This is a genomic window from Pseudomonas putida, assembly GCF_001976065.1.
GTDB lineage: Bacteria > Pseudomonadota > Gammaproteobacteria > Pseudomonadales > Pseudomonadaceae > Aquipseudomonas > Aquipseudomonas serbica.
This window is the reverse complement of sequence record NZ_MNAH01000007.1, coordinates 316117-337903: the sequence shown is the minus strand read 5'-3', so window position 1 is coordinate 337903 and position 21787 is coordinate 316117. Positions and strand designations below refer to the sequence as shown.

Here is a 21787-nt window from a genome sequence, read left to right as displayed (position 1 = left end):
CTCTCCATCGCTGTAGGGTGGGCTGTACGCTATGTGCAGCCGCTATGTAGAAGGAACGTTCCAAGGGCCGAGAAATTTAGAGACTGGCTGTGGCGGCGGCCATGGCCCGGCCGAAAATCTCGGCCACTCGATCGATTTGTGCAGCGGTGATCACCAGCGGGGGCAGGAAGCGCACCACGGCGCCATGCCGGCCACCCAGCTCAAGGATCAAGCCGCGCTTGAGGCATTCGCGCTGCACCAGCGGCGCCAGTCGCGCAAATGACGGAGGATGACCCAGCGCATCCGGCGCGCCGGCCGGATCAACCAGTTCCACACCGAGCATCAGGCCTCGACCCCGAATATCGCCCAACTGCGGGAAGTCGCGCTGCAGGATGCGCAGGTGTTCGCTCAGGCGCTCCCCCATGGCGGCAGCGTGTTCGCAAACCTTGTGTTCGACCAGGTAACGCATCACGGCGGATCCGGCGGCCATCGCCATTTGATTGCCGCGGAAGGTCCCGGCATGGGCGCCCGGCAACCAGGTGTCGAGCCAGTCGCGATAGACCACCACGGCCAATGGCAAGCTGCCGCCGATGGCCTTGGACATCACCACCACGTCCGGAATGATCCCGGCGTGCTCGAACGCAAACATCTTGCCGGTGCGCGCGAAGCCGCTCTGGATCTCGTCGACGATCAACGCCACGCCGGCTTTTTCGGTAATCCGACGCAAGCCGCGCAACCAGTCGAGATCGGCCGGAATGACCCCGCCCTCGCCCTGCACCACCTCGACGATCACCGCCGCAGGCTGTTGCACGCCGGCCTCGGGATCGTTCAGCAGGTTTTCCAGGTAGTTGAGATTGGCTTTCACCCCTTGGGCGCCGCCCAGGCCAAACGGGCAACGGTAATCGTATGGGTACGGCATGAATTGCACGCCGCTGCTGAGCAAGGCACCCAAGGGCTTCTTCGGCCCGAGGCTGCCCATCAGGCTCAGCGCGCCCTGGCTCATGCCGTGGTAGCCGCCCTGGAACGACACGATGGTGCTGCGGCCGGTGGCGGTACGCACCAGCTTAAGCGCGGCTTCCACCGCGTCGGTGCCGGTGGGACCGCAGAACTGGATCTTCGCTTGAGCGGCCAGGGCCGGCGGTAACAAGCCGAACAGGTCCTGGACGAACTGATCCTTGACCGGCGTGGTCAGGTCCAGGGTGTGCAGCGGCAGTTCATCCGCCAGCACGCGCTGGATCGCTTCGATCACCACCGGGTGGTTATGACCCAGGGCCAGCGTCCCGGCACCGGCCAGGCAATCGATGAACGTGCGGCCTTCGACGTCTTCGACATACAGGCCCTTGGCGCGCTTGAGTGCCAGGGGAATGCGTCGCGGGTAACTGCGGGCGTTGGACTCCTGCTGGCTTTGACGCGCCAGCAACGGCGATTCGTTGAACTGATAAAGCGTCTCGGCCGGCACCGGAGTTATCCGGGCCGACTGGTCTTCCATAAGCCTGGTAGCGACTGACATCTCTCGACCCCTCAATAAGGTTTTCCTGTTCTGGAAACGCATCAGGGCGCCAGGGATTTAGACCCTCGATCGTCTTTCCATGAGGGTGATGCCAGGCCTTTGTGCATGGGGATGGCGTGAAGCCCCGCGACCATGAAGGATCGGGCACACCGCTGGTAGCCCAAACGCCGATAAAACGCTTCGCTGGTCCGGGTGCTATAGAGTCGGGCCTGGCGCAGGCCTCGCGCGACCAACCAGCCTTCGAGATCTTGCACCAGCGCCAGCCCTGCCCCTCGCCGAAACGATTCCGGCTGCACGTAACAGAACGCGAGCGTGCCGCTGGTCGCGGCCATGGCGACGCCAACCGGTTTGTCCTGCAGCAGGGCGATACTCAGGTACAACCGCTGATCGGTCAGCCAAGGCTGGATGTGCTGGATGGTTTTGTTGTGGGTCCAGGTGGCAACGATGCGCGGATCGTTGCGATGGTCGAGCGCGCAACCGACGCGAATCGAGCGCTCGATGATGCGGCTGATGATGCCGGCGTCGGCCGGGGTTGCCTGGCAGGTGTGTATGGATGTTTCCATGGTGTTGTCACCTCAATCCGTTGAGTGTGAACAAAACGATAGCCCTGCATGGCCCGGGCGGCCAATGCAGAGAAGTTACATCTCATGTGCGTCAGAGGGGTTGCAAGGGCATCGTCAGCTCCACCCGCAACCCATCCGGCCGACTGTCGAAACGCAGGGTGCAGCCGCAACGCTGGACGATCGCCTGGACAATCGCCAGGCCGAGGCCGCAGCCGTTGCTCTGGCCGTTGCGCCAGAAACGCTGGGTCAGGTGTTGCAGGTCGTCTTCGGCAATGCCCGGGCCATGGTCGCGCACCACGAACTGCACGCGGTTACCAGAGGTTTGCAGGCTCAGTTCTACCGGCCCGTTGCCAGGTGTATGGCGCAAGGCGTTGTCCAGCAGGTTGCGCAGTGCGGCAATCGACAGCACCGCGGGCATTTTCACCGGGGCGGGAGAAACCCTGGTCGGCAACTGAAGCCTGATGCGTTGGCGATCGCCCCCGGCCGCGTCCTGGATCGCCAGTTTCGCCACCTGCTCGGCACTGCATTGCACGCCATCGTCAAACGACAGGCTACCCTCGACCCGCGCCAGCAACAGCAATTGTTCGAGCGTGCGGTGCAGGCGGTCGGCGCCCTCTTCAGCCCGGGCCAAGGATTGATCCCGGGCCGCGCCTTCGGTCATGCGCGCCACTTGCAGGTGGGTCTTGATCGCGGTCAGCGGGCTGCGCAGTTCATGGGCGGCATCACCGGTCAGCCGACGTTCGCGTTCGATGGTCTTGCCGATGCGCTGAAACAGCTGGTTCTGGGTGTCGAGCAAGGGTTGCAGTTCGCTGGGCAACGGCTGGACCTGCAAAGGTTCCAGTGAGTCGGGGCTGCGGCGCATCAGGGCGTCGCGCATTCGATTGAGCGGCGCCAGTCCCTGGCCGATGCCGAGCCAGAGCAGGCACAGGCAACCGAGCAATGCCACGCCCACCGGCACCGAAGCGGCCAGCAGGATCGACATGTTCAGCGCTTCGCGTTCGATCTGCCGGTCGGCCGTGGTGATCCGCAGGTCGCCACGGGCCAGGGTGAAACTGCGCCACGGCGCGCCATCGATGATCTGGTCGTGGAAGCCCATTTTCTCGGCTTCCAGGGTCTGCCCCGGATCACTGTGACTGCGGGCGAGGATTTCCCCGCGCAACGAACTGACCTGACATGCCATGCCACCAGGAATATTCAGTTGTTCAGCACTGAAATGAGTGCCCTCGCCCTTGCTCGGCAACGCCGGCAACTGCTCCATGAGCCCGGCGACCATGCGCGCCGAGGCCACCAGGCGCTGGTCGAGGGAAAACATCATCTGATTGCGCAAATCGCTGAGCATCCAGGCCGCGGCCAGCGCCCAGATCAGGGCAAAGGCGCCGCCAAGTGTCAGGCTCAGGCGCAAACGCAGGCTCATCACTTCGATTGATCTCCGCCATCGGCCGGGCCCAGGCGGTAGCCCAGACCGCGCACGGTCTCGACAATACCGTTGCCGAGTTTGCGCCGCAGGTGATGGATATGGACGTTGAGGGCATTGCTCTCCAGCTCATCGTTGAAACCGTAGACGCTGTCCTTGAGCTGCTCGGTCGACAACACCCGGCCACGGTTATGCAGCAGCGCCTGCAACAGCGACTGCTCACGGCGCGACAAGTCCACCGGCTGGCCGGCCAGCGTGGTTTCGCGACTGCTCGGGTCGTAAGTCAGCGCACCGTGCTCGATCAGGTTGACGCTGCGACCGGCCACCCGCCGCAACAGCGTGTGCAGGCGCGCGGCGAGTTCGCGCAGGTCGAACGGCTTGAGCAGGTAATCGTCGGCCCCGGCCTGCAGGCCGTCGACCCGGTCGGTGACCGAATCGCGGGCGGTGAGGATCAGCACCGGCAACTCCAGGCCGTTGTGCCGCAGTTGCTGCAGGAGCTTGAGTCCGTCTTCGTCCGGCAGCCCGAGGTCCAGCACCATCACATCAAATTCGGCGACCTTGAGCATCGCCCTGGCCGCTGACGCGGTGGCGACATGCTCCACGGTCAGGCCCTGGGCTGTCAGGCCGGCGACGATGCCGCTGGCAATCAACTCATCGTCTTCGCAAACCAGTACGTGCATGGAGAGCCTCGTGTAAATAACGCTGATTGGGCCATTGACCGATTAAGCGGACATTATGCCGCAGGTGCCCCTGCCACAAGGCGGCCAGGGTTAATCATCGGTTAATCGCCGCCACCCATTGTGCAGCTCACTTGCTAAAGGATAAGGCTTTTCCATGCGTCAGCTGTTTCTACTCGTCGCCCTGCTGTTTTCCGGCCTGACCCAGGCGGGGGGCAATCCGTTCGAGACCAAACCCGATTTCCTGCCCGTCGACAAAGCGTTCGTTTTCACCTCCGAACGCCTTGAGTCCGGCGAAACCCAGCTGTTCTGGCAGATTGCCGACGGCTATTACCTGTATCAGAAACGCTTGAAGTTCGACGGTTTGCCTGCCGACCAGCATCCCGCGCTGCCGGAGGGCGAAGCCCACAGCGACGAGTTTTTTGGTGAACAGCAGGTCTATCGCCAGGGGGTGGAGCTGAAGATCCCGGCGGGCGCCAGCGGTCAGGTCAAGGTCAGTTACCAGGGGTGCGCCGATGCCGGGTTGTGTTATCCACCGCAAACCCGGGTCGTGGACCTGGGCAACTCGAACGCCCTGAGCACGGCCAACGAAGCACCGGACCAGGCCCTGGCCAGCAACCTGCAGCAACGCGCGCTGGGTTGGAGCCTGTTGGTCTTCTTCGGTCTGGGCCTATTGCTGGCATTCACCCCGTGTTCGCTGCCGATGCTGCCGATCCTGGCCGGGTTAATCGTCGGCAGCGGCGCGGCACCCCGGCGCGGCGTGGCCCTGGCCGGCAGTTATGTGGTGTGCATGGCGCTGGTGTATGCGGCGATGGGTGTGCTGGCCGCCTCCTTGGGGGCGAACCTGCAAGCCTGGTTGCAGAACCCTTGGCTGCTGGGCAGTTTCGCGGCGATTTTCGTGTTGCTGGCCTTGCCGATGTTCGGCTTCTTCGAGCTGCAACTGCCGGTGGCGGTGCGTGACCGCCTGGAACACGTCTCACGCAATCAGCGCGGTGGCAGCCTGGTCGGCGCCGGTGCCTTGGGCGCCTTGTCCGGCCTGCTGGTCGGCCCGTGCATGACCGCGCCGCTGGCCGGTGCGCTGCTCTACATCGCGCAGAGCGGTAACGCGCTGCACGGTGGGTTGATCCTGTTTGCCATGGGCATCGGCATCGGTGTGCCGTTGTTGCTGCTGGTGACGGTGGGCAATCGCTTCCTGCCCAAGCCTGGCGCCTGGATGAACCTGCTCAAGGGCATCTTCGGCTTCTTGTTTCTCGCCACGGCGTTGCTGATGCTGCGCCCGGTGCTGGATGAATCGCTATGGATCGGTTTGTGTGGTGCATTGCTGCTGGTCGCGGCCTACAGCGCCTTTAAACAGTCAGAAGGGTTTGGGCGCATCGCTCATCTGTTCGGCGCCAGCTCGCTCCTGCTGGGTTTGTGGGGCAGCCTGTTGATGATCGGTGCGGCGGCAGGCAGTGATGATCTGTTCAAGCCGTTGCAGGTCTTCCGCGCTTCCAGCTCGGCCGTCGCCGCTGTGCCAACCGGCCACGACGCCTTCACCACGATCAAGGACCCGGCGGCCCTGCAGCGCGAACTCGACGCGGCGCAAACGCAGGGCCAGTGGGTGCTGCTGGACTACTACGCCGACTGGTGCGTGTCGTGCAAGGTCATGGAAAAACAAGTGTTCGGCAAAGCTCACGTCCTGCAAGCCCTGAGCGACGTGCGCTTGCTCCGACTGGACGTCACCGCCGACAATGCTGCCAGCCGCGAGCTGCTCGGCCGTTACAAAGTGCCAGGCCCGCCGAGCTTGCTGTGGGTAGGTGCCGACGGCATTGAGCGACGCAGCCAGCGCATCACCGGCGAGGTCGATGCCGATACCTTTCTGCAACGCTGGACCACCACCCGAGACGCCCGTTAATGCTGACTTTTACCCTCGGCACCTTTGCCATCGCGCTTAACCACTTGCTGCTGATCAGTGCATTGGTGCTAGCGACATTCGTCGGTTGGCGGGTGGCCAAGCGTGGTGGCGAGAACCCCGAGTCGGTGCTGTTCAGTCTGTTTTTGATCGGCATGCTCGCGGCGCGGATCGGTTTTGTCGCCGTTTACTGGCCCCACTATCGCAGCGATCCCTGGCAGGTCATCGACCTGCGCGACGGCGGTTTTCTCGCTTGGCCGGGAGTGATCGCGCTGGTGCTCGCCGCACTGTACCGGGGCTGGCGTCGCCCGGGCCTGCGCCGTCCGCTGGGCTTCGGTGTGGCCAGCGGCCTGGCGTTCTGGTTGCTGGCGACTTTCTCGCTGACCATTTATGAACAGGGCACTCGCCTGCCGGACATCAGCCTGCGCAATTCCGCCGGTGAAACCGTGCAACTGGCGGACTACAAGGGCGGCCCGCTGGTGATCAATCTCTGGGCCACCTGGTGCCCGCCCTGCCGCCGGGAAATGCCGGTGCTGGAGAACGCCCAGATGCAACGCCCGGACCTGACCTTTCTGTTCGTCAATCAGGCCGAAAGCATGCAAAGTGTCAGCACCTTTCTGGAAACCCAGGGCCTGAGCCTGTCCAACGTGCTGTTCGACGGCAGCGGTCGCCTGGGTCAAGCCGTCGGCTCCATGGCGTTGCCGACTACGCTGTTCTATAGCCCCGACGGTCGCCTGCTGGGCAGTCATCTGGGCGAGCTGTCGCAAGCCAGCCTGGCCCGCGCGCTGGAAAACTTCGATTCCGTTCCTGCCACTTCTTCAAGGAAACTGCCATGTCCCGCCTCCGCCACCTGCTGACCCTGAGCCTGGGTGCCGCCCTGCTGCACCTGCCAATGGTGCAGGCCGAAGAGCTGCCCGAGGCGATCAAGAAGATCGAGGCCAAGGGCGCAAAAATCGTCGGTCAATTCGACGCCCCCGACGGCCTGCGCGGGTACGCGGCGCAATACCAGAACCGTGGCATGGCGCTGTACCTGACGCCCGATGGCAAGCACGTTTTGCTGGGCAACCTGTACGACGCCGAAGGCAATGACCTGAGCAGCGCGCCGTTGCAGAAGCTGGTATACGCGCCTATGTCCAAGGAAGTCTGGGCCAAGATGGAAACGAGCAACTGGATCGCCGACGGCAAGAAGGATGCACCGCGCATCGTCTACATGTTCAGCGACCCGAACTGCCCTTACTGCAACATGTTCTGGGAACAGGCGCGGCCCTGGGTCAAGGCCGGCAAGGTGCAGTTGCGGCACATCATGGTCGGGATCATTCGCGAGGACAGCCCCGGAAAATCTGCGGCGCTGCTGGCTGCGAAGGACCCGCAAAAAGCCCTGGCGGACCACGAAGCGGCTGGCAAGGGCAGCTCGCTCAAGGCCTTGAAAGAAGTGCCGCCGGCGATCCAGGCCAAGCTCGCGGCCAATATGCAATTGATGGAAGACCTGGAACTGCAGGCCACTCCGGCGATTTTCTATATGGATGACAAGGGCGAGTTGCAGCAGCAACAAGGCGCGCCTTCGCCGGACAAGCTGGCGCAGATTCTTGGGCCTAAGTGACCTTACCGCCCCCATCGCGAGCAGGCTCGCTCCCACAGTGGATTTGTGGCGTTCACAAAACCTGTGGGAGCGGGCTTGCTCGCGAAGGCGTCAGTAATAACCACTAATTCTCTGGGCTAAAAACTCGAGCAATGCCTCGGTGACAAACTCAGGATTCTCCAGGTTGGAGATATGCCCCGCCTCCGGCACCAGAACATAGGGGCAACCAATCAACCCGGCCATTTCCTGCGTTTCACTCGGCGGACGTGGCTTGTCCTGATCGCCACACAGCAGCAGCGTGTTTGCGGCGTTCAATTCGCCCAGGCGCGGCAACAGGTCATCCCGGCCAAAGGTAATCCGCCCCATCGGCACGATGCTTTCACGCAATCGCTCAGGCGGCAGCGCGGCGAGTTTGGCGCGAAAGTCCTGGAACAGCGCCGACTGCGGATCGATGCCCGGACGGAAAAAGATCGGCACCACGATATCCAGCAACTGCGACGAGATGACGCCGGTTTCTTCGATCATCTTGAACAGCGAAAAGTAGTACTGGCGGGTCGGTTCCGGCTCGACACCGAGATAGGTGTCCATCAACACCAGGCCGTTGAGCCGCTGCGGTGCCGACAGCGCCAGACGCACACCCCACATGCCACCCACCGACAGGCCGACCAGGGTCACGCGATCGATATCGAGGTGATCGAGCAGCGCCAGTGCCTGGCGTGCGATGTCATCCAGCGACGTCGTAGCAGCAGGCAGCGGCCCGGACTCACCGTGGCCCCACAGGTCCAGGGCGATCACCCGATACTGTTGTGACAGCACGGCAATTTGCGGGGCCCACATGGCCTGGTCCCAGAGGTAACTGCCGGCCAGCAGGACTGCCGGGCCGGTGCCTTGATCGATGTAGTGCAAGGGTTGGCCGTCTATCGTTACGAAGGGCATCAAGTGGCTCCGCCGGTGGAAAGGGAGCAGGAAGACTGAGCGGCTGAGCGCCCGTAGTCAATCACGCGAATGTATGCGTTTTTACAACCGCCTTCGCGAGCAAGCCCGCTCCCACATTTGACCGCGATCTACTGTGGGAGCGGGCTTGCTCGCGAAGAGGCCGGAGCAGGCGCTAAAGAATCAAAGCCCCTCCAACTCCGCCATCAAGTCATTCAACCGGCCCACCTTCTCCTCGGTGATCTCACTGGCTGCCAACCCGTCAATGTACCCGGCCAGTTCCTCCACCGTGCTGCACTCGAACATCGCCCGCAGCGGTACATCGCGCTGCAGGTTTTTCTGCACCCGCGAAGCGATCTGCGTGGCCAGCAGCGAATGCCCGCCCAGTTCGAAGAAGTTGTCGCGGATGCCGACTTGCTCCACCTTCAGCACCTCGGCCCAGATAGCCGCCAATGTCTGCTCCAGGTCGTTGCGCGGCGCCTGGTAGTCCTGGCTTTGCAGCTGGCCGATCTCCAGCGCCGGCAGGGCCTTGCGGTCGAGTTTGCCGTTGGCGTTGAGCGGCAGCTTGTCGAGCCACAGCCAGTGCAGCGGCACCATGTATTCCGGCAGCTCGGCGCGCAGGCGCTGCTTGATGCGCTCCAGGCGTTCAGGCGGATTGAGCGCTGAATCCGCCGCCACCAGATAGCCCACCAGATGCTTGCCATTGACCCCCTCCTGGACACTGACCGCCGCGTCGCGGACTTCCGGTTGCTCATGCAGGCGCGCTTCGATTTCACCCAGTTCGATGCGGTAGCCGCGAATCTTCACCTGATGGTCGATACGCCCGACGTATTCGAGCACGCCGTCACTGCGACGGCGGGCCAGGTCGCCAGTGCGATACAGACGCTCGCCCGGTGCGCCGAACGGGTTCGGCACGAACACCTGGGCGGTGCGCAGCGGATCGCTGACATAACCACGCCCGACCCCGGTGCCCGCGACGCACAACTCGCCCACCGCACCCAGCGGCACCAGTTCCAGTGCACCGTCGAGCAGGTACAGGCGGTTGTTGTCGGTCGGCGTACCGATCGGCAAATAGCTGCCACGGGTGGAGGCCACGTCGACGCGGAAAAACGCCACGTCATCCGAGCACTCCGCCGGGCCATAGGCATTCACCAGGCCGATCTGCGGGTAGCGCAGCAGCCATTGATGGGCCAGTTCCGGCGGCATCGCCTCCCCTGTCGGCAGCATCCAGCGCAGGCCATCGAGGCTCATGCGCTCCTGGGCGAGCATGCCCTGGATCAGCGACGGCACGCTTTCCAGCACGGTGATGCCCTGGCTTTGCACATGGGCGAGCAAACCTTGCGGGTCGTGGGCGATGCTGTTCGGCACGATGTCCACCCGCGCACCGAACAACGGCGCGGCGAGAAATTGCCACACGGAAATATCGAAACTTTGCGAAGCGGTCTGGGCGATCACGTCGACCGCGCTCAGGTCCAGGTACGGCACCTTGCTCAACTGGTTGTTGAGCATGCCGCGCTGTTCGACCATCACGCCCTTGGGCAAACCGGTGGAGCCGGAGGTGTAGATCACGTAGGCCAGGTTATCCGGCCCGTTGTGAATGCCCGGATTGGCCACCGAAACATCGCTCGCCTGCACCTCTTCCCAGACCAGCAATCGAGGCCGACTGGCGCAGCTGAACTCATCCAGCAACCCCCGCGCTTGCTCGTGACAGGCCCGAGTGCACACCAGCATCGGCGTGCGACTCAGGTCAATGATCCGGCTCAGGCGCTGGCTCGGCAGCCCCGGATCCAGCGGCAGATAACCCGCTCCCGCCTTGAAGCTGCCGATGATCATGCCGAGCAGATCGAGGCTACGCTCGGCCAGCAGCGCCACCGGTTGATCAAGCCCGACGCCCGCCGCCATCAGCGCATGGCCGAGGCGGTTGCTGCGCTGGTTCAATTCCAGGTAGCTGTACTGCCGATCCAGGCAACTGGCAGCAATGCGCTGCGGATGCTCAGCCACTTGCGCTTCGAACAAGGCAACGTAGCTTTGCTCCAGCGGGTAAGCGTGTTCGCTCTGGTTGCAGCCGTGAAGCAGGAAGTCCTGTTCTTCGGCCCCCAGCAGCGGCAGGTCCGCCATGTCGCCGTGGAAACCTTCGACCAGTGCCAACAGCAATCGCTTGAACTCGCCAAGCATGCGCTCGACCGTAGACTCATTGAAATAACGTTGGTCATAGGACAGGTGCAAGCCCAGGTCATCCCCCGGATAACATACCGCCGTCAGCGGGAAGTTGGTGTGGGTGCGGCCCGAGTCCGACGTCGCGTTCAGACTTTGCGCACGGTCCAGCACCGAGACTTCCACCGGGGCGTTTTCGAAGACGAACAGGCTGTCGAACAGCGGCTGGCCCTTGGGCAGTTCGCTGTTTTCCTGAATGCTCACCAGCGGCAGGTACTCGTACTCACGCAGTTGCATGTTGCTGTCGAGCAACGTGCTCAGCCATTGGCGCACGCTGCAACGCTGATGGTCTTCGGGCATCTTCACCCGCAGCGCGATGCTGTTGATGAACAGGCCGACGGTGCGCTGCATCTGCGGCATCTGCACCGGCCGCCCGGCCACGGTGACTCCGAACAGCACGTCGCGATCACCGCTCAAGCGGCGCAATACCAAGGCCCACGCAGCCTGGGCTAAGGTATTGATGGTCAGCTGATGGGCCTGGGCCAGTTCACGCAGCCGTGCCCCGTCCCGGGCATCGAGACGGGTGTAGCGGTCGCCGACGATCATGCCGCCGCTGGCGCCGGCATGTTCGCGCAGGAACGGCCGGTCGCTCGGGATCGGCGTGGTCCGCTCAAAGCCTTGCAGGTTGGTTTTCCACCACTGCCGTGCTTCGGCCAGGCTCTGGTGTTGCAACCAGGCGATGTAGTCGCGGTAACGCGGCGGCACCGCCAACTGCGCTTCCCGGCCTTCGCCGAGGGCGCTGTAGATCTCGAAGAAGTCGTTCATCAGCAACGAACGGCACCAGGCATCGATCAGGATGTGGTGGTTGCTCATCATGAACCAGTAATGCGCCGCGCTCACCCGGATCAGGCGCAAGTGGAACGGCGCCTGATTGAGCAGATCGAAGCCGGCCTCGCGCTCGGCCTTGAGCAAGGCCTGCAGCTTGGGCTCCTGCTCGGCGTCGGCGATATCGCTCCAGTCCAGGTACTCGATCGGCGTGCTACCCGGCTTGTGGATAACCTGCAGCATGTCTTCGCCGACGTTCCAGCAGAAGGAAGCGCGCAGTGCTTCGTGGCGGGCGATCACCGCTTGCCAAGCCTGGGCGAAACGCTGGGGATCAAGCTCGCTGTTGATGCGGTAGCGATCCTGCATGTAGTACAGGCCCGTGCCCGGCTCCAGCAAGGTGTGCAGCAGCATGCCTTCCTGCATCGGCGTCAGCGGGTAGACATCCTCGATCGCGGCTGCGGCAATCGGCAGCGCGTCCAGTTGCGCCTGGGTCAGTTTCGCCAGAGGGAAGTCCGACGGCGTCAGGCCGCCCGCGTCAGCGCCCAGGCAGTGCTCGATCAGGCTGCACAATTCGCCCAGGTAAGCATCGGCCAACTCGTTGATGGTCTGGGGCTCATAACGTTCGGCGCTGAAGGTCCAGCGCAGCACCAGCTCGCCGCCGTAGACCTGGCTGTCGACGCTCAATTCATTGGGCAGCGGCGTCTGTGCATCGTGGGCCGCGCCGATCGCTTCATCCAGTGGATGGAACAGCGCATCGGCGGCAAAGCTTTGGTCGAACTGCCCCAGGTAGTTGAAGGTGATCGGCGCCGCCGGCAGCCCGGCCATGCGCCGGCGGCTCGGCTCATCCGCCAGGTAACGCAGCACGCCATAGCCCAGCCCCTTGTGCGGCACCGCGCGCAGTTGCTCCTTGATCGCCTTGATCGAGGCGCCCTGCCCAGCCGCCTCCTCGATGTTCGAGGGCGACAGTCGCAGCGGATAGGCACTGGTGAACCAGCCGACGGTGCGGGTCAGGTCGAGCTCGTCGAACAGCGCCTCGCGGCCATGGCCTTCGAGTTGAATCAGCGCCGACTCGTGACCGCTCCAACGGCACAGCACACGGGCCAGCGCGGTCAGCAACAGGTCGTTGACCTGGGTGCGATAAGCACTCGGCGCCTGTTGCAGCAATTGCCGGGTGCGCTCGCTGTCGAGGCGCACGCTGACGGTTTGCGCATGGCGATGCTGACGGCCACCTTGCGGATGATCGCAGGGCAGTTCGGCGCTCGGCCCGGCCAATTGCGCCTGCCACCAGTTGAGTTCTTCACGCAGGGATTCGCTGCCGGCATAGGCCTGCAAACGTGCGGTCCAGTCCTTGAAGGCGCTGGTTTTGGCCGGCAGTTGCAGCGGCTGTTGCGCCTCGAGTTGGCGATAGGCGTTTTGCAGATCGTCGAGCAGCACGCGCCAGGAAACGCCATCGACCACCAGGTGGTGAATCGCGATGAACAAGCGTTGCCGGGCTTCAGGCCCATCGACCAGCAACACCCGCAGCAACGGGCCCTCAGCGAGATCGAGGCTGCGCTGGGCATCGGCGAACAGCTCGGCGCATTGGTCCATGGACGCGACGCGCACTTGCCACAGGACCGGCACATCGGACATCGCCTGGTGTTGCGCCTGCCATTGACCGCCCACCCGGCTGAAGCGCAGGCGCAACGCATCGTGCTGTTCAATCACCGCCAGCAGCGCCTGCTCCAGGCGATGGGGTTCCAGGGTCACGCTCGGCTGCAGCAGCAACGCCTGGTTCCAGTGTTGGCGCTCGGCAATAGCAGTGTCGAAGAACCAATGCTGGATCGGCGTCAGGCGCGACTCGCCGCTGATCAAGCCTTGCTCGGCGGTGACCTGCTGGGTGCGTGTCGCCACGGTGGCGAGGGTCTGCACGGTCTGGTGCTGGAACAGGTCGCGGGGGCTGAAGTGAATGCCCTGCTGCCGCGCGCGGCTGACCACCTGGATCGACAGGATCGAGTCGCCACCGAGCTCGAAGAAGTTATCGTTGAGCCCGACCTGCTCGACGTTCAGCACGTCGCACCAGATCTGCGCCAATGTCAGCTCCAGCTCGTTGCTCGGTGCCACATACTGCTGGCGGTTCAACTCCGGGTCTGGCGCCGGCAGGGCGCGGCGGTCGAGTTTGCCGTTGGCGGTCAGCGGCATGCTCGCCAGCAGGATCAGGTGCGAGGGCACCATGTAATCCGGCAACTGGGACTTGAGGTGCGACTTGAGTGACTCACGCAGTGCGCTTTGTCGGGACTCGTCCTGTTCGGCGACGTCGCAGACCAGATAACCCACCAGCTGTTTGCCGCTCGACGCATCGAGCGCCAACACCACCGCTTCACGCACCGATGCATGTTCCAGCAACCGGGTTTCGATCTCACCCAGCTCGATGCGGAAACCGCGAATCTTCACTTGATGGTCGATACGCCCGAGGTACTCCACCAGGCCATCGGCGCGCTGGCGCACCAGGTCGCCGGTGCGGTAGATACGCCCGCCGTTGCCGGCAAAAGGATCGGCCACAAAACGCTCCGCGGTCATGCCCGCGCGCTGGTGATAACCCTGGGCCAGGCCGGCACCACCGACGTACAACTCGCCGGTTGCGCCCTGCGGCACCAACGCCAGGTCGGCGTCGAGAATGTAGGCCACACGGTCGCCGATCACGCTGCCGATCGGCACGCTTGCGGCGCCCTCCTCCAACACTTCGGGCGCCAGACCGGCCAGTGGCATGACCACCGTTTCCGTCGGGCCGTAGGCATTGAAGAACGTTTGCGGATTGAACGCTGCACGAATCCGCGCCAGGTGTTCACCGGTCAGCGCCTCGCCGCCGGTGATGATCATGCGCACCGGCAGGGTTGCGTTCTGGGTTGCCAGCCACTGTGCCAACTGGCTGCCGTAGCTCGGGGTGAAGCCGAGGATGTTGATATGGTGGCGACGGATCAATCCGCAGATTTCTTCCGCGTCCCATTGGCCCTGGGCCCGCAGCACAACCTGGGCACCGCTCAGCAGCGGTACCCACAGACGCTCGGTGGCGGCGTCGAAGTTGATCGAATAGAAGTGCAGTTCGCAGTCGTCGGGGCGCATGGCGAAACGCTCAATCACCGCGCGGCAATGCATGGCGATTTCGCCGTGGGACACCACCACGCCCTTAGGTTTACCGGTGGAGCCCGAGGTGTAGATCAGGTAGGCCTGGTGTTGCGGCAGACTGATGTTTGGCAGTTCGGACAATGGATAATTGGCCAGCGCCGCCGTGTCCTCTTCCAGGCACCAACGGCCGACGCCCGCGGGCAGATCACCAAGGGCCTGGAACATCGCCGCGTCACTGAGCAGCAAACCGACGCCGCTGTCTTCGATCATGTAGTGCAAGCGATCCAGCGGGTATTCCGGGTCCAGCGGCACATAGGCACCACCGGCCTTGAGGATCGCCAGCAGGCCAACGACCATCTCCAGCGAGCGCTCGAGCGCCAGGCCCACGCGCACCTGCGGGCCGACGCCGCGCTCGCGCAGCATCCAGGCCAAGCGATTGGCGCGACTATCGAGTTCGGCGTAGCTCAGGGTCTGCCCGGCGAAGGTCAGTGCCGGCGCATCGGAGCGCGCCAGGGCCTGTTCGCTGAACAGCTGGTGGATGCACTGGTCGAGACGATGCGCGCCCGGCTCGACGCCGAGGCTGCCGAGCAATTGCTGCTGTTCGTCAGGGTCGAGCAAGGGCAACTCACTGAGGCGCTGCCGGGGATCGGCAATCAACGCCTCCAGCAGGTTGCGCCAATGCGCGGCCATGCGCGCAATGCGCGGCTCGTCGAACAGATCGGTGCTGTAGGTCAGGCAGCAACCGAGGCGATGGTCGAGGTCGGTGACTTCCAGGTTGAGGTCGAACTTGGTCGCACGGGCATCGTTGGCCAGGTATTCGACGGTCATTCCGGCCAGGGTGCGGCTCTGCTGGAACTCCCAGCGCTGCACGTTGCACATCACCTGGAACAACGGGTTGTAGGCGGCGCTGCGCGGTGGCTGCAAGGCTTCCACCAGATGGTCGAACGGCAGGTCCTGGTGGGACTGGCCTTCGATCACGGTGTGACGCACCTGCTCGAACAACTCGCCAACGGACATCTGCCCGTCGAGCTGGCAACGCAGCACCTGGGTGTTGAGGAATGCGCCTATCAGCCCTTCGCTTTCCGGGCGAATGCGGTTGGCCACCGGCGCGCCGATGCGCAGGTCGGTCTGCCCGCTGTAGCGGTACAACAGCGTGGCGAGGGCGGCGGTCATGGTCATGAACAGGGTCAGGCCGTTTTGCGCATTGAAGGCACGGACCCGTGCCGCCAGCTCATCGCTGAGGTCGAATCGGTGCAGCTCGCCCTGGTGACTTTGCACCGGCGGGCGTGGACGGTCGGCGGGCAATTCCAGCAGCGGGTGCTCGCGACCCAGTTGCGCCGTCCAGTAGTCGAGCTGGCGCTGGCGCTCACCGGACTCCAGCCATTGACGCTGCCAGACGCTGTAATCCAGGTACTGCACCGGCAAGGGTGCCAGCGGCGATTCGCGGTCGTCGATGAAGGCTTCGTACAGCGCGCTGAGTTCCCGGGCAAAGATGTCCATCGCCCAGCCTTCGGTGACGATGTGGTGCAGGGTCAGCACCAGGTAGTGTTCCTGCTCGGCGGTCTTGACCAGGCAGGCGCGCAGCAATGGCCCGGTTTCCAGGTCGAAGGGTTGGTGCGCTTCATCATCGGCCAATTGCTGCACTTGCCACTCGCGGCCATCGGCATCCAGCGCGGTGAAGTCCTTGCAGTCCAGGCGCACACAGGTGGAGGCATGCACCTGCTGACGCGCGACGCCATCGACGCTCGGGAAAGTGGTGCGCAGGGTTTCGTGGCGCATGATCAAGGCCTGCAACGCGGCCTCGAAACACCCGACATCCAGCACCCCGCGCAAGCGCGCCATGCCGCCGACGTTGTAGGCCGGGCTGTCCGGCTCCATCTGCCAGAGGAACCACATGCGCTGCTGGGAATAGGACAGCGGCACCGGCTGGCTGCGGTCGACCCTGACGATCGGCGGCTGTTCGTTGGTGCGGCCGCTGGCCTGGATCAGGCGCACCTGTTCGGCAAACGCGCCCAGCTCACTGTGTTCGAACAGCGCGCGCAGCGGCAACTCGACGTCGCAGGCCTGGCGGGTGCGAGAAATGATTTGCGTGGCCAGCAGCGAATGGCCGCCGAGGGCGAAGAAGTCATCGCGCAGGCCGACTTGTTCAAGACCCAGCACTTCACGCCAGATGCCGGCGATCTGCTGTTCCAGTTCAGTCACAGGCTCGACGTGTTCGCGCACCTGCCACTGCGGTTCCGGCAAGGCGCGACGGTCGAGTTTGCCGCTCGGGCTGAGGGGCATTTCGTCCAGGCGCATCAGCTGTGCCGGAACCATGTATTCCGGCAGTTCGGCCGCCAGCGTGGTTTTCAGGTGGGTGCTTTGGGCTTCTGCGGATTCGGTGGAATCGGCGGTGTAGTAAGCGATCAACTGACCGCCGGCCGAGGTTTCACGGACCAGCACCACCGCTTGGGTGACGCCGACTTGCGCCAACAACCGCGCTTCGATTTCCTCGGGTTCAACACGGAAGCCGCGCAGCTTGACCTGCTGATCGAGACGTCCGAGGTATTCGATCACGCCATCGGCGGTCCAGCGCGCACGGTCACCGGTGCGGTACAGACGCGCGCCGTGCTCGCCCAGTGGATCGACGACAAAACGCTCGGCGGTCAGGCCCGGACGACCCAGGTAACCCCGGGCCAGGCCGATGCCACTGATGCACAGTTCCCCTGGCACACCGGCCGGTACCGGGTTGAGGTCGCTGTCGAGCACACGGCAGACGACGTTGCCCAACGGCCGGCCGATGGGCGAGCGCTCGCCATCGGCGGCGGTGCAATGCCAATGGGTCACGTTGATCGCGGTTTCGGTCGGGCCGTAGCGGTTGTGCAGTTGCACCGAAGGCAGTTGTTCCAGTACACGGTTGCGCAGTTCCGCGGGCAGCGCTTCACCACCGCAGAACAGCCGGCGCAGGCTGGTGCATTCGGCGCTGAGCGGTTCGTCGATGAACAACGCCAGCAGCGGCGGCACGAAGTGCAGCGTGGTCACGCCGTACGCTTGAACCAGCTGCGCAATGCGATGGGGATCGCGGTGCTCACCCGGCCCGGCAAGCAGCAGCCGGGCCCCGGTGATCAACGGCCAGAAGCACTCCCACACCGACACGTCGAAACTGATCGGCGCTTTTTGCATCAGCACATCGGTTTCATCCAGGCGGTAAGTGTCCTGCATCCATTGCAGGCGTTCGGCGAGTGCCGCATGGGTATTGCCGACGCCTTTTGGCTGGCCGGTCGAACCCGAGGTGTAGATCACATAGGCCAGGTTGTCGCCGTGCAGGTGCAGGCCCGGCGCATGGCTCGGCCAACTCTCCAGGTGCAGGGCATCCAGGGCGATGACGCTGACGCCTTCGCTGGCCGGCAGGCGATCGAGTAACTGGGTTTGGGTCAGCAGCAAATCGACCTTGCTGTCGCTGAGCATGTAGGCCAGGCGTTCGGCCGGGTAATCCGGATCGAGTGGCACGTAGGCGCCACCTGCCTTGATGATCGCCAGCAGGCCGATCAACAGTTGCGGCGAACGCTCGGCCGCGATGGCCACGCAGACATCCGGACCGACGCCTTTGTCGCGCAGGTAGTGGGCCAGGCGATTGGCCTGGGTGTGCAACTCGGCGAAATCGAGGCTGCCGCCGTCCCACAACAGTGCGGTGCGCTCCGGGGTCTGGCGCGCCTGTTGGTTGAGCAGTTCCGGCAGCCATTGGCTGGCGGGCGGGCACGGTGCAACGGCCCACTCGGCTTGCAGATTTATTTCAGTAGCGGTCAGCAGTGGCAGGTCGCCGATGGCGGTTTCCGGTTGCTCACTGACGGCGCGCAACAGGTGGCTGTAATGGTCGGCCAGGCGCTCGATGGTCGCTGCATCGAACAGTTCGCTGGCGTAGTCGAAAGACAGGCTCAAGCGCCCGTTGCGGTCTTCTTCGCTGTGCAACTGCAGGTCGAACTTGGCCTCGCGGCTGTGCCACGGCAGCTCTTCGGCGAGCAGCCCGGGCAGGCGTTTCAAAGCGCCGGGATCGCGCTGCTGATGGTTGAACATGACCTGGAACAGGCCTTGTTCACGGGCCTGAGGGAAGGCCTCGAGCAGTTGCTCGAACGGCAAGTCCTGATGCGCCTGGGCGCCCAACGCGGCTTGCCGGGTTTGCGCCAGCAGCTCAACGAAAGGCAGACGCGAATCCACCTCGGCGCGCAGCACCTGGGTGTTGATGAAGAAGCCGATCAGGCCTTGGGTTTCCAGGCGTGGACGGTTGGCATTCGGCACGCCGACGCGGATGTCGCGCTGACCGCTGTAGCGATGCAACAAGGACTGGAACGCGGCGAGCAACAGCATGTACGGCGTGGCTTCGTGGGCCTGGGCGGTGCGGCGAATCTCATCGCAAAGCGTCGCGTCCAGGCGCACGCTGTGGCGCGCGGCACTGTGCAACTGTTGCGCCGAGCGCGGGTGGTCGGTGGCCAGGCTGAGAGTCGGATGCTCATCGCCCAACTGCGCCTTCCAGTAAGCCAGTTGGCGCTCGCCCTCCCCTTGCTCCAGCCATTGGCGCTGCCAGCTGCCGTAGTCGGCGTACTGGGTCGGCAGCGGCGCGAGCGTGGCCTGTTGACCTTGGGTTGCCGCTGCGTACAGCCGGGAGAATTCGTCGATCAACACATTCATCGACCAGCCGTCAGCGATGATGTGGTGCATCGTCACCAGCAACTGGTGATCTTCATCATCGAGGCGCACCAGCGTCACCCAGAGCAACGGACCTTTCTCCAGATCGAACTGGGTGCGCGCTTCGTCCTCGCGGATTTGTAGCGCCCGGGCTTCACGTTCGGCCATCGGCACATCGCTGATGTCGATGCGTTGCAGATTGAATTCAGCGGCCGCATCAACCTGCTGCAACGCCACCCCGTCACGCTCGAAGAAGCGCGTGCGCAGGGATTCGTGGCGCTCGATCAACTGCTGGAAACTTGCGCGCAGGGCATCTTCGTCCAGCTCGCCGCGCAGGCGCAAGGCACCGGGAATGTTGTAGGCGCTGCTCTGCGGATCGAGTTGCCAGGTGATCCACAGGCGATTTTGCGCCAGGGATTGCGGCATGGCCTCGGTACGCGACAGGGTGCTGATCGCACCTTGGGCGAGGCCGCCATCCTGCTGCTGCCGGGCCACCGCTTCGGCAAATGCGCCAAGGGTCGGCGCTTCGAACAGCAGGCGCAGGTTCAGCTCCAGGCCGAGTTGTTCGCGCAGGCGCGCCACCACTTGCGTGGCCGCAATGGAGTTGCCGCCAAGCAGGAAGAAGTGATCGTCGGCAGCCACCTGCTGGACCTGCAATTGCTCGCACCAGATCTGGCCAATCAGGCTTTGTAACTCCGAGCCGGCTTCGCTGTTGCCTGCGCTTTCGCTGGCAGCCGAAGGGAACAGCGCGTAACTGTCGAGGCTGCCATCGGCAAGGCGATTGCGGCACGCCGAGCGTTGCAATTTGCCGCTGGAAGTCTTGGGCAAGGCGCCCGGATTGAGCAGCACCACCACGCTCGGCGCTTGCTGATAGGCCTCGGCCACGGCCTGGCGGATGGCCTTGATCAAGGCGTCGGGCGGCAGGATTTTCTGCACGCTGCGGCTGATTTCCGCGGCAATACCGATGCCTTCCTGACCGTCGATATTCACCGCAAAGGCCGCGACGCGCCCCTTGCGCACCACCTCCACTTCACGCTCGACGGTCTGCTCGATGTCCTGTGGATAAAGGTTGTGCCCGCGCACGATCAACATGTCTTTCAGGCGCCCGGTGATGAACAGCTCGCCGTCGCGCATGAAGCCCAGGTCACCGGTACGCAGCCATGTACGGCCTGCGTGCTGGACGAAGGTCTTGGCCGAGGCCTCGGGGTTGCGCCAGTAGCCGTGGGCGATGCTCGGGCCGCTGGCCCAGACTTCACCAACCGCGTTGTCCAGCAGCTCGCCAAGCGACGCCGGGTCGATGATCAATACCGCGTGCTCCGGCTGGCTGATGCCGCAGCTCATGATCGCGCTGCCCTCGCCGGCTTCGGCACGGTTTTGCGCCAGGGCCGTGTCGTCCACCCGCAGATTGCCGATGCCTTGGCCGCGCGGGGTACCGGCAACAAACAGCGTGGCTTCCGCCAGACCGTAGGAGGCCATGAAACTGTCTGCGCTGAAACCGCAGCTGGCGAACTTCTCGGCGAAGCGTTCCAGGGTGTCGAGGCGAATCGGTTCTGACCCGGAATAGGCCACGCGCCAGCCGCTCAGGTCGAGGCGCTCCAGAGCCGACTCACTGATCCGCTCGCTGCACAGGCGATAGGCAAAATCCGGCCCGCCGCTGATGGTGCCGCCGTATTCACTGATCGCTTCGAGCCAGCGCAACGGCCGGCCGAGGAAGTACGCCGGCGACATCAACACGCACGGCACGCCGCTGAAAATCGGCTGCAACAGACCGCCGATCAGGCCCATGTCGTGGTACAGCGGCAGCCAGCTGACGATCACGTCGTCGGGGTTCAGGTCGATGCCGAAACCGTGGCGGATCAGCAATTCATTCGCCACCAGGTTGCCGTGGCCGACCTGCACGCCTTTAGGCAATGCCGTGGAACCGGAGGTATATTGCAAGAAGGCGATGTCATCGCCTGCCAGGTTCGGCGCGACCCAGCGTTCGGCGTGGGCGCTGTCGAGGGTATCGACACACAACAGCGGCGGCGCGCCTTCGATTTTCGACAGCGAATCGCGCAGGCCGTCGCTGGTCAGCAGCAGGCGCGGCTGCGCATCGCCGATGATCGACAACAGGCGTTCCTGGTGATGCCGGCGCGCCGACTCCGGCGGATAAGCCGGCACCGCGATCACCCCGGCATACAGGCAACCGAAAAACGCCGCGACGTAATCAGGACCACTGGGAAACAGCAACACCGCGCGATCGCCAAAACCGGCCTCGGCCTGCAGCGCGCCGGCAATGGTCCGCGCCCGCTGATCCAGCTCGCGATAACTGAGCACCACAGCCTGGTCCTGGGTTTCGGCGAGAAAACGCAAGGCCACTCGATCCGGCGTCAGGGCCGCGCGGCGCTGGAGGGCTTGGACCAGAGTGCTGGGGAGTTCGAACGCGTCGGTCATGAGGTTTCCTGCCTGAATTCGGCTTGCAATTGGAATCGGTGTCGTAACGTCACGCCCTATTG

Annotated in this window: 9 protein-coding genes; 3 read left to right on the top strand and 6 right to left on the bottom strand. The window is 64.1% G+C overall.

The window, feature by feature from the left end; genetic code table 11:
* Positions 1 to 76: 76 nt before the first annotated feature.
* From BKX96_RS23545 to BKX96_RS23530, 4 genes are all read right to left on the bottom strand, one after another.
* On the bottom strand, positions 77 to 1489 hold the full coding sequence (locus BKX96_RS23545; protein WP_046816227.1) for an aspartate aminotransferase family protein: 1413 nt from the start codon (positions 1487 to 1489) through the stop codon (positions 77 to 79).
* A gap of 41 nt (positions 1490 to 1530) precedes the next feature.
* On the bottom strand, positions 1531 to 2052 hold the full coding sequence (locus tag BKX96_RS23540) for a GNAT family N-acetyltransferase (RefSeq protein WP_077185587.1): 522 nt from the start codon (positions 2050 to 2052) through the stop codon (positions 1531 to 1533).
* 91 nt (positions 2053 to 2143) lie between these two features.
* On the bottom strand, positions 2144 to 3469 hold the full coding sequence (locus tag BKX96_RS23535; protein WP_046816225.1) for an ATP-binding protein: 1326 nt from the start codon (positions 3467 to 3469) through the stop codon (positions 2144 to 2146).
* Complete coding sequence (locus BKX96_RS23530) at positions 3466 to 4146, bottom strand: response regulator (protein ID WP_034151358.1); 681 nt, start codon at positions 4144 to 4146, stop codon at positions 3466 to 3468. The genes BKX96_RS23535 and BKX96_RS23530 overlap by 4 nt, the downstream gene beginning before the upstream one ends.
* A gap of 154 nt (positions 4147 to 4300) precedes the next feature.
* Here BKX96_RS23530 and dsbD point away from each other — a divergent pair, with 154 nt between their 5' ends.
* Genes dsbD through dsbG form a run of 3 tightly spaced genes read left to right on the top strand, consistent with a single transcriptional unit; the run spans position 4301 to position 7634 of the window.
* Positions 4301 to 6037, top strand: a complete 1737-nt coding sequence (dsbD, locus tag BKX96_RS23525; protein WP_077185586.1) for a protein-disulfide reductase DsbD — start codon at positions 4301 to 4303, stop codon at positions 6035 to 6037.
* Entirely contained in the window at positions 6037 to 6891 is an 855-nt protein-coding gene (locus tag BKX96_RS23520) for a TlpA family protein disulfide reductase (protein ID WP_046816222.1), read from the top strand. The genes dsbD and BKX96_RS23520 overlap by 1 nt, the downstream gene beginning before the upstream one ends.
* The gene (gene dsbG, locus BKX96_RS23515; protein ID WP_046816221.1) at positions 6867 to 7634 is read left to right on the top strand and encodes a thiol:disulfide interchange protein DsbG; all 768 of its coding nucleotides are present in this window, start codon (positions 6867 to 6869) and stop codon (positions 7632 to 7634) included. Before BKX96_RS23520 ends, dsbG begins: the two co-directional genes overlap by 25 nt.
* 90 nt (positions 7635 to 7724) lie before the next feature.
* On the opposite strand, the gene BKX96_RS23510 is transcribed toward dsbG, so the two are convergent.
* Entirely contained in the window at positions 7725 to 8549 is an 825-nt protein-coding gene (locus BKX96_RS23510; RefSeq protein ID WP_077185585.1) for an alpha/beta fold hydrolase, read from the bottom strand.
* A gap of 180 nt (positions 8550 to 8729) precedes the next feature.
* Positions 8730 to 21725: a non-ribosomal peptide synthetase gene (locus tag BKX96_RS23505; protein ID WP_077185584.1), complete on the bottom strand. Its 12996-nt coding sequence runs from the start codon at positions 21723 to 21725 to the stop codon at positions 8730 to 8732.
* Between the last annotated feature and the right edge of the window lie 62 nt (positions 21726 to 21787).

Bases quoted from the DNA above. Each gene is read 5' to 3' on its own strand.
- BKX96_RS23545 (WP_046816227.1), bottom strand. From the start codon at position 1,489: ATGTCAGTCGCTACCAGGCTTATGGAAGACCAGTCGGCCCGGATAACT.
- BKX96_RS23540 (WP_077185587.1), bottom strand. From the start codon at position 2,052: ATGGAAACATCCATACACACCTGCCAGGCAACCCCGGCCGACGCCGGC.
- BKX96_RS23530 (WP_034151358.1), bottom strand. From the start codon at position 4,146: ATGCACGTACTGGTTTGCGAAGACGATGAGTTGATTGCCAGCGGCATC.
- dsbD (WP_077185586.1), top strand. From the start codon at position 4,301: ATGCGTCAGCTGTTTCTACTCGTCGCCCTGCTGTTTTCCGGCCTGACC.
- BKX96_RS23520 (WP_046816222.1), top strand. From the start codon at position 6,037: ATGCTGACTTTTACCCTCGGCACCTTTGCCATCGCGCTTAACCACTTG.
- dsbG (WP_046816221.1), top strand. From the start codon at position 6,867: ATGTCCCGCCTCCGCCACCTGCTGACCCTGAGCCTGGGTGCCGCCCTG.
- BKX96_RS23510 (WP_077185585.1), bottom strand. From the start codon at position 8,549: ATGCCCTTCGTAACGATAGACGGCCAACCCTTGCACTACATCGATCAA.
- BKX96_RS23505 (WP_077185584.1), bottom strand. From the start codon at position 21,725: ATGACCGACGCGTTCGAACTCCCCAGCACTCTGGTCCAAGCCCTCCAG.